Annotated in this window: 8 protein-coding genes and 1 pseudogene; 7 read left to right on the plus strand and 2 right to left on the minus strand. The window is 61.2% G+C overall.

The window, feature by feature from the left end:
- Positions 1-89: 89 nt before the first annotated feature.
- From M1E02_RS05715 to M1E02_RS05735, 5 genes and pseudogenes are all read left to right on the plus strand, one after another.
- Positions 90-314: pseudogene (locus M1E02_RS05715) on the plus strand (GNAT family N-acetyltransferase); the annotation flags it as partial.
- Positions 304-1,416, plus strand: a complete 1,113-nt coding sequence (locus tag M1E02_RS05720) for a GNAT family N-acetyltransferase (RefSeq protein ID WP_479377171.1) — start codon at positions 304-306, stop codon at positions 1,414-1,416. The pseudogene M1E02_RS05715 and the gene M1E02_RS05720, both read left to right, overlap by 11 nt.
- Before the next feature lie 350 nt (positions 1,417-1,766).
- A complete protein-coding gene (gene rplJ / locus M1E02_RS05725) occupies positions 1,767-2,372 on the plus strand; it encodes a 50S ribosomal protein L10 (protein WP_247041866.1) in 606 nt (201 codons plus the stop codon).
- Between the two features lie 77 nt (positions 2,373-2,449).
- Entirely contained in the window at positions 2,450-2,827 is a 378-nt protein-coding gene (gene rplL / locus M1E02_RS05730) for a 50S ribosomal protein L7/L12 (protein WP_309108164.1), read from the plus strand.
- Positions 2,828-2,999: 172 nt separating this feature from the next.
- Positions 3,000-4,838 carry a 5'-nucleotidase C-terminal domain-containing protein gene (locus M1E02_RS05735; RefSeq protein ID WP_479377172.1) on the plus strand — a complete coding sequence of 613 codons (1,839 nt, stop codon included), beginning with the start codon at positions 3,000-3,002 and terminating at the stop codon, positions 4,836-4,838.
- On the opposite strand, the gene M1E02_RS05740 is transcribed toward M1E02_RS05735, so the two are convergent.
- On the minus strand, positions 4,835-5,323 hold the full coding sequence (locus M1E02_RS05740) for an aminoacyl-tRNA deacylase (RefSeq protein WP_479377173.1): 489 nt from the start codon (positions 5,321-5,323) through the stop codon (positions 4,835-4,837). The two genes, M1E02_RS05735 and M1E02_RS05740, sit on opposite strands and share 4 nt — an antisense overlap.
- An 88-nt stretch (positions 5,324-5,411) precedes the next feature.
- The gene (locus tag M1E02_RS05745) at positions 5,412-6,611 is read right to left on the minus strand and encodes an acetyl-CoA C-acetyltransferase (protein WP_479377174.1); all 1,200 of its coding nucleotides are present in this window, start codon (positions 6,609-6,611) and stop codon (positions 5,412-5,414) included.
- A 442-nt stretch (positions 6,612-7,053) separates the two neighbouring features.
- On the opposite strand from M1E02_RS05745, the gene rpoB reads away from it, so the two are divergent.
- Both rpoB and M1E02_RS05755 read left to right on the plus strand, forming a co-directional pair.
- Complete coding sequence (rpoB, locus tag M1E02_RS05750) at positions 7,054-10,572, plus strand: DNA-directed RNA polymerase subunit beta (protein WP_479377175.1); 3,519 nt, start codon at positions 7,054-7,056, stop codon at positions 10,570-10,572.
- A 110-nt stretch (positions 10,573-10,682) separates the two neighbouring features.
- On the plus strand, positions 10,683-14,582 hold the full coding sequence (locus tag M1E02_RS05755; RefSeq protein WP_479377176.1) for a DNA-directed RNA polymerase subunit beta': 3,900 nt from the start codon (positions 10,683-10,685) through the stop codon (positions 14,580-14,582).
- Positions 14,583-14,605 lie beyond the last annotated feature (23 nt).

The raw sequence follows: 14,605 nt of genomic DNA on the forward strand, positions 1-14,605 counted from the left end.
ATCCGGCAGCGGAAGCCTCCCTCTGGCTTTGCCTTCCACCATCTTCACCAGGAGAGCAGGCTACAGCCTTGAGCAAGTGGAAACCTCCAGCCCTGGTTGCCTCTGATCACCGCGGCCACAGACTCGGGATGCTGGTCAAGATGGCCAATATCCGCCGGGCGCAGGAAGCGTGGCCCGCGGCGCGCTCTGTCCTGACATGGAATGCCAGTGAAAACCGTCATATGCTGGCGATAAATACTTCGCTCGGATTCAAGGCCTCCGGATTTGAAGGCGAGTGGCAGAAACGGCTGGATGATCCCCTTTATGGCACATGACGTACGGATAGAGCAGCTGTGGATTCCGGATTCTCTGGAAGCAGCTGATGCTGCAGACTTCCTGGCCGCCGTCGAGGTGGGACGGAGAGTCCGAATGGAGACGTGGGGCAGCGATGACCTGGCGTATGCCCCGCTGGAGAAGCTCCTCGAACTGGCAGATCCTTACGAACGCCAAGTAATCCTCGTGGCCAAGATGGGTCGTGAAATCGTCGGAACAGTGGACATCGCGCTGCCTCTCGCGGACAACCAGGACCTGGCGGAATTTACGCTCGACATTCTGCCCGAGTACCAGCGTCGGGGAGTAGGCAAGCAGCTCCTCGAGGCGGCCGAAGATGTGGCGAGAGGAGAGGGCCGGTCAATGATCCTGGTGGATACGAACCATCCAGGCACTTCCCTGAGCGATCTCGAATCCGAGCAACTCGTTCCCGGTACCGGAGATGGCTTTGTGCCGCTGGGGAGCCGTGAGGTGGAATTCGCCCGCCGTTCCGGATACACCCTGCAGCACATCGAACAGTTCAGCGCCTGCACCCTACCGTTGGACACGCAGCTCGTTGCGGAGCTTGAGGCGGAGGCCGAGGCCACCAATGCCGGTCGCTACCGGCTTCACCATTGGACCGACCGTTGCCCGGACGAGTGGCTGGAAGCCGTCGCCGTCCTGGAAAACCAGGCTGGCGTGGATGACCTTCCCCCTGGTCAGGAGCAAGCGGGAATGGTGTTCGACGTCGACGTCCTTCGGGAAGCTGAGGCCGTCACCATGTCGCAGGGAAGGCGCACGGTGGTCACTGCCGTCGAGCACATTGCCTCCGGTGAGCTTGTGGGACTGACAACAATCAGCGTCCTGGCCCAGCGTCAGGACGTGGTGTTCCAGGACGACACCATGGTGTTGGAGCAGCACCGCGGAAACAAACTGGGCCTGCTGATCAAGGTGGCCAACATGGAACGGCTGACGGAGCAGTTCTCGGATGCGCGGGTCATCTACACCTGGAATGCTCCGGAAAACCGCTACCTGCTGACAGTGAACCGGCAGCTGGGCTTCACCACGGCTGGCGTCACCGGGATCTGGCAGAAGGAATTGCCGGACTTCAGGGACAGCAACAGCTGACTTGTCGTGCGGGAAACCAGCTGGTCTGAGGCTGGAGCTCCAGCTGATTCAGACCGGATTTGGCCGAAGGACAGGGCTTCCCGTAAGCTTGAACTACCAAAGACCGTCGGTTGTTGGAATCCACTCTTTCAAACACAACTCACTTCTGCAGTCGTGTGCGGGAAGAGCCAGTGGATTTTCAGACGAAGGACCCTGAACATAGGGCGGCCGGCGCAGGTGAACGAAGTGAAGTTCCGCAGTCCTTCGAGACTGTGTTGAGCCAAGCCCCGTGCATCTGCGCGGGGCGTTTTTAGTTTTAGCTCACTTGAGCGGGGACCCGGAATACCGGCACTATCCCCGGAAGGAGGGTTATGGCAACGCCTACAAAGGTTTCAGCAGTAGCTGAGATCACTAACGATTTCAAGGAATCGAACGCCGCTGTCCTGACCGAATACCGTGGGCTCACTGTTGCACAGCTCAAGCAGCTGCGTGTTTCCCTCGGCCAGGACACCAAGTTCTCGGTCGTCAAGAACACCCTGACCGCAATTGCAGCCAAGGAAGCTGGTGTCGAAGCATTCGACGGCCAGCTTGCCGGCCCTACTGCAATCGCATTCATCAAGGGTGACGCAGTTGCAGCGGCTAAGAGCCTGACGGATTTTGCCAAGACCAACAAGCAGCTGGTTATCAAGACCGGTTACTTCGAGGGCAGGAAGATGGATGCCAGCGAAGTTATCGCTCTGGCAGCCCTCGAGTCCCGTGAGCTGCAGCTCGCCCGTGTTGCAGGTGTCCTCAAGGCTCCTGCTGCCGCTGCTGCACGCATCATTGACGCTCTGCGCCTCAAGCTTGAAGAAGAGAACGGTGCTCCGGCTGTAGCCGAAGCTCCCGCCGCTGAAGAAGCACCCGCAGCCGAAGAAGCTCCGGCCGCTGAAGCAGAAGCTCCGGCTGAAGCTCCCGCAGCAGCCACCGAAGAGAACTAACTCTCTTACCACCAGACTCCGGTGTGAAAGCACGGCCCAAGGCCCCGCTGATCACCATTACAGGAAGGACGCCAACCATGGCGAAGCTCACCAACGAAGAGCTCATTGAAGCTTTCAAGGAACTGACCATCATCGAGCTCTCTGAGTTCGTCAAGCTCTTCGAAGAGACCTTCGAAGTTACCGCTGCTGCTGTTGCTGTAGCCGGCCCCGCCGGTGGCGGCGCTGCTGCAGAGGAAGAGGAGAAGACGGCATTCGACGTCGTCCTCGAAGCTGCTGGCGACAAGAAGATCGCAGTGATCAAGGAAGTTCGCGCCATCACCTCCCTCGGCCTCAAGGAAGCCAAGGACCTGGTTGACAGCGCACCGAAGGCTGTTCTCGAGGGCGTTACGAAGGAAGCTGCCGAGAAGGCAGTTGCCCAGCTCGAAGAGGCCGGCGCACGCGTTACCCTCAAGTAATTCTGTGTCCGGCGGGCCACACCTGAGCCCGCCGCTCGCTTCCGGGAACCCCGTCCACTTAGTGGGCGGGGTTTCCTGCTTAATCCCCGGGTAGTTAACGTGGGGACCCTAGACTGTGCCTTTAGCGATCGCGGACGATCCCCGATCAGCAGAACGCACAGGAGCCCCCTTCATGACAGATCCCGGTTCATCCGTGTCCCGCCGAACAATGCTTGCCGCGGCCCTTGTGGGAGGAGGCGCCGCCGCCGCCTCACTGGCAGGAGCTTCGGCAGCCCAGGCGAAGCCGGGACAGCAGCCAGGCGGGAAGCGCTTCACCCTGACGGTGCTGGGCACCACTGACTTGCACAACAATGTGCTCAATTGGGACTACTTCAAGGATGTGCCCTACACGGACGCCGCGGGCAACCGAATCGGTATTGCGCAGGCCTCCACCCTCATTAAGGCGATGCGGGCCGAGCGGGGAGCGGGAAACTGCCTCACCCTGGACGCCGGCGACACTATTCAGGGAACGCCGCTGGCCTACTACTTTGCCAAGGTCACACCCGCTTCCGGAACAGTCAAGCATCCCATGGCGCTTGCCATGAATGAGGTGGGCTACGATGCCGTTGCCCTCGGTAATCACGAATTCAATTACGGCATCCCGCTGCTCCGCACCTGGGAGAGCCAGCTGAACTTCCCCCTGCTGGGCGCAAACGTCCGCGACGTCACCACTGGCAGGCGCGCGTTCACCCCTTACATCCTCAAACGCATCGATACCGGGAACGGTTGGGTGACTGTCGGCCTGGTCGGATTAGTGACACCAGGTTGTGCCCTCTGGGACCGCGACAACGTTCACGGCCGCCTTGATTTCAACGGAATCGTGGAGGAGGCCAAGCTGGTAATTCCGGAAGTCCGCGCGGCCGGAGCCGACGTCGTTATTGTTTCGAGCCACTCAGGCGCGACGCCGGGATCTTCCTACGGTGATGCCCTGCCGTTCCCGGAAAATGCTTCCACGCAGCTGGCCGAAGAGGTCCCCGGCATCGACGCCATCCTCGTCGGCCATGCCCACGTCGAGATTCCTGGGCGGTTCGTGGTCAACAAGGCCACCGGAAAACAGGTTCTTCTCACGGAGCCCCTGAAATGGGGGATGCGGGTGTCGGTCATGGATCTTGTGCTGGCCAAGGACCGCGGCGGGTGGTCGGTGACTTCAGCAAGTTCCCACCTGCTGGACGCCAAAACAGCGGAAGCGGATCCCGCCGTCGTAAGCGCTGTTCAAGCCGGACACGAGGCAACCGTGAAGTACGTCAACACGGTCATCGGGACTTCGACGGCGGATCTGAATACGGCCACAGCGTGCTGGTCCGATTCAGCCGCGATCGACGCCATCAACTACGTCCAGGCCACCACAATCAAAGCTGAACTTGCCGGTGGTCCGGCGTCGCAGCTTCCGGTCCTTTCCATTGCTGCAGCCTTTTCCCGTACGGTCGACGTCAAGGCCGGACCGCTGACCATCCGAGACGTTGCCGGTCTGTATATCTTCGACAACACCCTGCTCTCCATCAAGGTGAACGGGGCCTTGGTCAAGGACTATCTCGAATGGTCAGCCCGGTATTTCAAGGCGGTCAGCACCGTCACAGTGGCGCCGCAGGATCTCACCAACGCTCCCACCTCCATGGCCCCGGCCGGCACGCCCGATTACAACTACGACGTCATGTATGGCCTGGACGCGCCCCTGACCTATGACATTGACGTCGCACGGCCGGTGGGGGAGCGCATCATCAACCTGAGTTACGGAGGGGTGCCCGTAGGCGCCGGGCAAGAGTTTGCCTTGGCCATCAACAATTACCGGCAAAGCGGCGGAGGCAACTTCCCGGGTGTGAAAGAAGCACCTATGCTTTCCAACAGCCAGCAGGAGATCCGGCAACGGATTATCGACTATGTGCTGGCCACGGGCACGCTTGACTCTGCCGTGTTCAGTCAGCAGAACTGGAGGCTTGTAGTCAACGGCGAGCCCTTGACGGTAACTGCCTAAGCTTCCTCGCTGATGTCCGCGACCACTGCTCCAAGGGCGGCGGTCAGGGCATCAGCGTCCACGAAGGCGCTGTAGCCGTGCTGTCCGGCACCCAGTGAGATCCGGCGCCCCGTTATGGACTGATCGGCGAAAACGGGCCAGGCTGTGGTGCTGCCCAGAGGAGTGATGGTCCCGCGCTCATAGCCGGTCGCGTCGAACGCGACGTCGGCAGCCGGCAGCGAAAGCTTGTTGACTCCCAATAGGTTCCGGAGTTTGGGCCAGGAAATCTGACGGTCCCCGGGCACAAGGGCGAAGAAAAAGGTGCCGTCCTTGTGCTTAACCACCAGGGACTTCACGATGTCTGACGGCCGGATCCCAAGGATGGCGGCGGCCTCCTCGAGGCTCTTAGCCGGGGGGCGCTCCACCAGTTGGACTTCCAACCCCCTGTTCGCAGCGTCGCTCAGGAAACGCTGCCGGCCTGTGGTCCCGCCGTCGTCGTCAGTCATATACGTCTTTCGTTTGTGTCCGCACCCGGGGGCAATCGCCCCGGGGTGGTCTTCGTGAGCGGATCCGCGGTTCCGGGAGACCCCGGTGTCAGTCCCGGTAGAGCAGCAAGGCTTCGCCTTGGCCCCCTCCTCCACAGAGTGAGACGGCTGCTTTGCCTGCGCCCCGCCTTTTCAGTTCGTGCGCAGCGTGGAGGGCAAGCCGCGCGCCTGATGCGCCGATCGGGTGGCCCAATGCGATGGCGCCGCCGTGGAGGTTGCACTTCTCGAGCGGATAGTCCAGATCCTTCAGGGACTGTACGGCAACTGAACCGAAGGCTTCATTGATCTCGATGAAATCAAGGTCGGCGGTGGTCCAGCCGGCCCGCTTGAGTGCGTGCTGGACGGCGTTGGACGGCTGGGAGTGAAGGGAATTGTCGGGCCCCGCCACCTGCCCGGGTTTGCCAACTACAGCCAGATATTCCAGGTTGTTGTCCGCCGCATACTTACGGGAAGTGAGCACCAATGCCGCTGCCCCGTCGGAAAGAGGGGAGGAGTTGCCCGCCGTTATGGTGCCGTCGGTAGCGAAAGCGGGCTTGAGGCCGGCAAGAGTGTCCAGCGTGGTGTTGGGCCGTACGCCTTCATCGGAAGTCAGGATGAGTGGCTCGCCCTTGCGCTGCTTGACGGTTATAGGTGCGATTTCCTGGTCGAACACTCCGTTCCCGGAGGCAGCCGCGGCACGTCGGTGGGACTCGACGGCCACGTTGTCCTGGGCTGTGCGATCGATGCCCAAAACAACGTTTTTGGTTTCGGTGGAGAGCCCCATCGATTGCCCGTCAAACGCGTCAGTGAGCCCATCATGTGCGGCAACGTCCAGCGCCTGGATGGCACCGTAGGTCCACCCCTGGCGTGATCCGGGCAGGATGTGCGGCGCCCTTGTCATGGACTCCTGGCCACCGGCGACGACGACACTTGCGTCACCGCCACGGATCATCCGGGCAGCGTCGATGACGGCGGTCAGCCCCGAAAGGCAAACCTTGTTGATGGTCACAGTGGGAACATTCCAGCCGATTCCGGCCCCCACTGCACTCTGCCGGGCGGGATTCTGGCCGGCACCTGCCTGCAGTACCTGGCCCATGATGACGGCTTCCACCCTGCCTGCGTCCAGGCCGCTGGCTGCAATAGCCGCCCTTATGGCGTGTGCACCAAGTTCGACGGCGGTGAAGCCAGCGAGCTGACCGTTGAGCCGGCCCTGTGGTGTCCGGGCGCCGGACAGGATGACAACGTCATTGTCGTCTGACGAGTAAGTCATGGTGATCTTCCGTTCCTCTAGGTATGGACAGGCTAACCGAGTGTTGACAGGCAATCTGGTGCAGGACAGCCTAGACGCCTGCTGCTTCTCTGTTTAACGTTTCCACTGCCCCCTCAATTCCGTCCAGTCACGGCAGTCTTCAGGGCCGGATAGGTGCCCCCAGCAACAGTGCTTGCATTACGGCGGGAAGTGGGGTAGACACGTAGGCGCATTTGCCGTATTGTGGATATTTGCGTCTTCCCTGTTTACCTTCAGCCTTCATATAGCGGTGGGCTTTGCCTGGCAGCTGTTTGCCGAACGCGCCGTCGACGACGGCTCCTTCTTGAACAGCACGGGTCCCGGATCATATAGCGGAACCGGACTGGTAGCACTGCGGAGAGTTCCGCAGGGTACTTAGCGGGGAAGATCTGAAAACGCCTGAAGGTCTGTGGAAGGATCCCTCTTGGTCGCCTCGAGCACCTCTAATGTAAATAACGCCGCAACCGCTATCAACGCCGACAGCACCGATGGTGCCACTCGCCGGCTCTCATTCGCAAAGATTCACGAACCGCTTGACGTTCCGAATCTGCTTGCCCTGCAGACGGACAGCTTTGACTGGCTCGTTGGCAACGAACGCTGGCAGGCACGCGTTGCGAAAGCTGTGGAAGAAGGCGACCTCAGCGTCGCCACGTCCTCCGGTCTCTCCGACATCTTCGAAGAGATCTCCCCGATCGAGGACTTCCAGGGCACCATGTCCCTGAGCTTCTCCGATCCGGAGTTCGCCGACCCGAAGTACACCATGGCTGAGTGCAAGGACCGGGACGCTACGTACTCGGCACCCCTGTACGTCAAGGCCGAATTCATGAACAACAACACGGGCGAAATTAAGCAGCAGACCGTGTTCATGGGTGACTTCCCGCTGATGACGGAGAAGGGAACGTTCGTTGTCAACGGCACCGAACGTGTTGTTGTCTCCCAGCTGGTCCGTTCGCCGGGCGCCTACTTCGAGCGCACCGCTGACAAGACCAGTGACAAGGACATCTTCACTGCCAAAATCATCCCGTCCCGCGGTGCATGGTTTGAGCTCGAGATCGACAAGCGCGACCAGGTCGGCGTTCGCCTTGACCGCAAGCGCAAGCAGTCGGTCACAGTTCTGCTGAAGGCCCTTGGCTGGACCGAAGGCCAGATCCTCGAAGAGTTCGGCCAGTACGACTCCATGCGCGCAACGCTGGAGAAGGACGCCACGGAAACCCGTGAAGACGCCTTGCTGGATATCTACCGGAAGCTGCGACCAGGCGAGCCGCCCACAGTTGAGGCTGCCCAGTCGCTTCTGGACAACCTGTACTTCAACTCCAAGCGCTACGATCTGGCCAAGGTTGGCCGTTACAAGATCAACCGCAAGCTTGGCATCGACCGCTCCCTTGGTGACAAGGAAGCCTCGGTCCTGCACGTTGAAGACATCGTCGCAATGATCAAGTTCCTTGTGGCCCTGCACGCCGGCGAGAAGACCCTTATGGGCAAGCGCGACGGCCAGGATCACGAGCTGCGTGTTGAAATCGACGACATCGACCACTTCGGCAACCGTCGTATCCGCGCCGTGGGCGAGCTCATCGAGAACCAGGTCCGCACCGGCCTGTCCCGTATGGAGCGCGTCGTCCGCGAGCGTATGACCACGCAGGACGTCGAAGCCATCACGCCGCAGACCCTGATCAACATCCGGCCGGTTGTTGCAGCGATCAAGGAGTTCTTCGGAACTTCCCAGCTGTCACAGTTCATGGACCAGAACAACCCGCTTTCGGGTCTGACCCACAAGCGCCGTCTGTCTGCGCTTGGCCCGGGTGGTCTGTCCCGTGACCGTGCAGGCATGGAAGTCCGAGACGTTCACCCGTCCCACTACGGACGTATGTGTCCCATCGAAACTCCTGAAGGCCCCAACATCGGTCTGATCGGTTCGCTGGCTTCCTACGGACGGATCAACCCGTTCGGTTTCATTGAGACCCCGTACCGCCTTGTTGCCGAGGGCGTCGTTTCCGATGAGGTCCAGTACCTCACCGCCGACGACGAAGCAGAGGTCCTGATCGCTCAGGCCAACGCTCCGCTGGACGCCAACAAGAAGTTCGCCGAAGAGACCGTTCTGGTCCGCGCCCGTGGTGGTGGAGGCGAGCCCGTGCTGGTTCCCGCCGCCGACGTGCAGTTCATGGACGTTTCCCCGCGCCAGATGGTGTCTGTGGCTACCGCCCTGATTCCGTTCCTCGAGCACGACGACGCTAACCGCGCTCTCATGGGTGCCAACATGCAGCGCCAGGCCGTGCCGCTGGTCCGTTCCGAGGCCCCCTTCGTGGGCACCGGCATGGAGCGTGCTGCAGCCGTCGACGCCGGTGACGTGGTCATCGCGAAGAAGGCAGGTGTGGTCACCGAGGTGTCCGCTGAACTCGTCATCATGCTCAACGACGACGGCACGGAAACCAACTACCGCATCAACAAGTTCGCCCGTTCCAACCAGGGCAACTGCTACAACCACCGCGTGTTGGTGAGCGAAGGCCAGCGCCTCGAGGTCGGCGGCATCATTGCTGACGGCCCGGCAACGGACCAGGGTGAACTCGCCCTCGGTAAGAACCTCCTTGTGGCATTCATGTCATGGGAAGGCCACAACTTCGAGGACGCCATCATCCTGTCCCAGCGCATCGTCGCTGAGGATGTTCTCTCCTCCATCCACATCGAGGAGCACGAGATCGATGCCCGCGACACCAAGCTTGGTGCCGAGGAAATCACCCGTGACATCCCCAACGTCTCCGAGGAAGTCCTCGCAGGCCTGGACGAGCGTGGCATCATCCACATCGGTGCCGAGGTTGAAGCCGGCGACATCCTGGTCGGAAAGGTCACCCCTAAGGGTGAAACCGAGCTGACCCCGGAAGAGCGCCTGCTTCGCGCCATCTTCGGTGAGAAGTCCCGCGAAGTGCGTGACACCTCCTTGAAGGTTCCCCACGGCGAGTCCGGAACCGTCATCGGTGTCCGCGTCTTCGATCGCGACAACGACGACGAGCTGCCCCCGGGCGTTAACCAGCTGGTTCGCGTTTACGTGGCTGCCAAGCGCAAGATCACCGACGGCGACAAGCTCGCCGGCCGCCACGGCAACAAGGGTGTTATCTCCAAGATCCTTCCGGTCGAGGACATGCCCTTCCTTGCTGACGGCACCCCTGTCGACATCGTCCTGAACCCCCTGGGTGTTCCGGGACGTATGAACGTCGGCCAGGTGCTGGAAACGCACCTTGGCTGGGTTGCCAAGACCGGTTGGAAGATCGAAGGCGAGCCCGAGTGGATGAAGCAGCTGCCGAACCTGCCGCGCGAAAGTGGCCAGACCACTGTCGCAACGCCGGTCTTCGACGGTGCGCGTGAAGAGGAAATCACAGGCCTCCTGGATTCCACCAACGTGACCCGCGACGGCGAACGCCTGATCAACTCCTCCGGCAAGACCCGTCTGTTTGACGGCCGCTCCGGCGAGCCGTTCCCGGATCCGATTTCGGTCGGCTACATGTACATCCTGAAGCTCCACCACCTGGTGGACGACAAGATCCACGCGCGCTCCACCGGCCCGTACTCCATGATCACGCAGCAGCCGCTGGGTGGTAAGGCTCAGTTCGGTGGCCAGCGCTTCGGTGAAATGGAAGTGTGGGCGCTCGAAGCCTATGGCGCCGCCTACACGCTCCAGGAACTCCTCACGATCAAGTCGGATGACATCCATGGTCGTGTGAAGGTCTACGAAGCCATCGTCAAGGGCGAGAACATCCCCGAACCGGGCGTTCCTGAGTCCTTCAAGGTCTTGATCAAGGAAATGCAGTCGCTGTGCCTGAACGTGGAAGTACTTTCCACGGACGGAACCACAATTGAAATGCGTGACTCTGATGACGCAGTCTTCACGGCTGCGGAGGAACTGGGTATCGATCTGTCTCGTGCAGAGCCCAGTTCCGTAGAAGAGGTTTAGCAGGCGTCCGGGGAAAGCGGTTCGCTCAGCGGCGCCGCTTTTCCCGGATTCCTCCCTCTTTCCGTAACCAAGACTTCAGAATTTAGAGAACAAGAGAGAACAGGGACCATATGTCCAGCGAATCCTCCTTCGGCCTCATGCAAATCGGCCTCGCTACCGCGGAAGACATCCGCGGCTGGTCGTACGGCGAGGTTAAGAAGCCGGAAACCATCAACTACCGCACACTTAAGCCCGAGAAGGACGGACTCTTCTGCGAGAAGATCTTCGGCCCGTCCCGCGACTGGGAATGCTACTGCGGTAAGTACAAGCGCGTGCGCTTCAAGGGCATCATTTGTGAGCGGTGTGGTGTTGAAGTCACCCGCGCCAAGGTGCGCCGCGAACGCATGGGCCACATCGAGCTCGCCGCTCCGGTAACCCACATCTGGTACTTCAAGGGTGTTCCCTCCCGTCTGGGTTACCTCCTTGACCTGGCACCGAAGGACCTGGAAAAGGTCATCTACTTCGCTGCCTACATGATCACCAGTGTCGACGCCGAAAGCCGTCACGAGGAACTGCCCAACCTCCAGGTTGAGCACGACATCGAGAAGAAGCAGTTGGTCGACAACCGCGACTCCGACATCGCCACGATCGCCCGCGATCTCGAGAACGAGCTCGCCCGTCTCGAAGGCGAAGGCGCCAAGGCTGCCGACAAGAAGAAGGCCCGCGATTCTGCGGACCGTCAGATGGCCAACGTGCGTAAGCGCGCCGACGCCGAGATCGAGCGCCTGGAACAGGTTTGGGACCGCTTCAAGAACCTCAAGGTCGCTGACCTTGAGGGTGACGAGGGCCTGTACCGCGAACTGCGTGACCGCTACGGCATGTACTTCGAAGGCTCCATGGGTGCCGAAGCCATCAAGAAGCGTCTTGAGAACTTCGACATGCAGGCTGAGTCCGACCTCCTGCGCGATGTCATTGCCAACGGCAAGGGCCAGCGCAAGACCCGTGCCCTCAAGCGCCTGAAGGTGGTCAACGCGTTCCTGACCACGAACAACAGCCCGCTCGGCATGGTTCTGGACGCCGTCCCGGTGATCCCGCCGGAACTGCGCCCGATGGTCCAGCTGGACGGTGGCCGCTTCGCGACCTCCGACCTCAACGACCTCTACCGCCGTGTGATCAACCGCAACAACCGACTCAAGCGACTGCTTGACCTGGGTGCTCCGGAGATCATCGTCAACAACGAGAAGCGCATGCTTCAGGAAGCTGTTGACAGCCTCTTCGACAACGGCCGCCGCGGCCGTCCGGTCACCGGACCGGGCAACCGTCCGCTGAAGTCCCTGAGCGACATGCTCAAGGGCAAGCAGGGCCGTTTCCGTCAGAACCTCCTGGGTAAGCGTGTTGACTACTCGGGCCGTTCCGTCATCGTCGTCGGCCCCCAGCTGAAGCTGCACCAGTGTGGTCTGCCCAAGCAGATGGCTCTGGAACTCTTCAAGCCATTCGTGATGAAGCGCCTGGTTGACCTCAACCACGCCCAGAACATCAAGTCGGCAAAGCGGATGGTTGAGCGTTACCGCCCGCAGGTCTGGGACGTCCTCGAAGAGATCATCACCGAGCACCCTGTGCTGCTGAACCGTGCACCTACCCTGCACCGTCTTGGCATCCAGGCCTTCGAGCCGCAGCTTGTTGAAGGTAAGGCGATCCAGCTTCACCCGCTGGTTTGTGGCGCCTTCAACGCTGACTTCGACGGCGACCAGATGGCAGTCCACCTGCCGCTGAGCCCCGAAGCCCAGGCCGAGGCGCGCATCCTGATGCTGTCCTCGAACAACATCCTGAAGCCGTCCGACGGCCGTCCGGTGACCCTTCCTTCGCAGGATATGATCATCGGCCTCTACCACCTGACCACCAAGCGCATCGGTTCAGCTGGCGAGGGCCGGATATTCGGTTCAGTCGCGGAAGCCATCATGGCCTACGATCTCCACGAGCTGCACCTGAACTCCAAGGTTAAGATCCGGCTCGAGGGCTTTGTCCCTTACGCCGGCTGGGAAGCTCCTGAGGACTGGGAGCAGGGTCAGACCGCACTGGTTGAGACCTCACTCGGCCAGGTTCTCTTCAACGAGACCTTGCCTGAGGACTACCCGTGGGTTGAGGATGTTGCAGACAAGGGCGAACTGTCCCGGATCGTCAACGACCTTGCCGAGCGTTACCCGAAGGTGGTCACAGCCGCAACGCTGGACAACCTGAAGGATGCCGGTTTCTACTGGGCAACCCGTTCAGGCGTGACCGTGGCTATCTCGGACATCGAGGTACCCAAGGACAAGCCCGTAATCCTCGCCGGTTACGAGACCATGGCCGCCAAGATCCAGGGCCAGTACGACAAGGGCCTGATCGACGACGACGAGCGTCGCCAGGAACTGATCGAAATCTGGAACAAGGCAACCAACGAGATCGCCCAGGCGATGCGTGACAGCCTCTCCCCGATGAACACCATCAACCGCATGGTGTCCTCCGGTGCACGTGGTAACTGGATGCAGGTCCGTCAGATCGCGGGTATCCGTGGTCTGGTGGCCAACCCGAAGGGTGAAATCATCCCGCGTCCGATCAAGTCCTCCTACCGCGAAGGCCTGTCGGTGCTGGAATACTTCATCGCCACGCACGGTGCCCGTAAGGGTCTGGCTGACACCGCGCTGCGTACCGCCAACTCGGGTTACCTGACCCGTCGTCTGGTGGACGTCTCGCAGGATGTCATCGTCCGCGAAGAGGACTGTGGCACCGAGCGCGGTCTGGTTACTCCGATCGCCGTGGCTGACGCCAACGGTGAGCTCACGCTGGACGAGAACGTCGAGAACAGCGCCTACGCACGCACCTTGGCTGTCGACGTCGTCGACTCCAAGGGCAAGGTACTGGCTGCCGCCGGCACCGACTGCGGTGACGTTGTCATTGCCGAACTGTTCGCAGCCGGTATCACCGAGGTCAAGGTCCGCTCTGTTCTCACCTGTGAGTCCAGCGTCGGCACCTGCGCCCTGTGCTACGGCCGTTCGCTGGCCACTGGCAAGACCGTTGACATCGGTGAGGCTGTTGGCATTATTGCCGCACAGTCCATCGGTGAGCCCGGTACCCAGCTGACCATGCGTACGTTCCACACCGGTGGTGCTGTTTCGGCCAGCGGTGGCGACGACATCACCCAGGGTCTGCCCCGTATCCAGGAGCTCTTCGAAGCCCGTACCCCGAAGGGTGTTGCACCGATTGCTGAAGCAGCCGGCCGCATCACCATTGAAGAGTCCGAGCGTCAGATGCGCCTCGTCATCACCCCTGATGACGGCAGCGAAGAGATCGCCTACCCGGTACTGCGCCGTTCACGTCTCCTGATCGAAGACGGCCAGCACGTCACGGTCGGCCAGAAGCTGATCAACGGTCCGGTCGATCCCAAGCAGGTTCTGCGCATCATGGGTCCCCGTGCTGCTCAGAAGTTCCTGGTTGACGAAGTCCAGGGCGTGTACCGCAGCCAGGGTATCGGTATCCACGACAAGCACGTCGAGGTTATCGTCCGCCAGATGCTGCGCCGCGTCACGGTCATCGAGTCCGGCGAATCGGATCTGCTTCCGGGCGAGCTGGCTGAGCGCAGCCGCTTCGAGGACGCCAATCGCCGCGTTGTATCCGAGGGCAAGACGCCGGCTTCCGGTCGTCCTGAACTGATGGGTATCACCAAGGCGTCGCTGGCAACCGAGTCGTGGCTGTCCGCTGCTTCCTTCCAGGAGACCACCCGCGTCCTGACGCAGGCGGCCATGGAAGGCAAGAGCGATCCGCTGCTCGGCCTCAAGGAGAACGTCATCATCGGTAAGCTCATCCCGGCCGGCACGGGTCTCCCGCGCTACACCGAGGTGACTGTCGAACCGACTGAGGAAGCAAAGGCCAATCTCTTCACCGGCCCGAGCGCCTTCAGCGATTTCTCCTACGACTCGCTGGGCGGCGATGGAGCTCCCGAGTTCCACGCCATCCCGCTGGATGACTACGACCTCGGCAGCGACTTCCGCTAAGAGTCAGTCTGTTCAAGTCTGAG

The organism is Arthrobacter sp. Z5-13 (genome assembly GCF_056499105.1).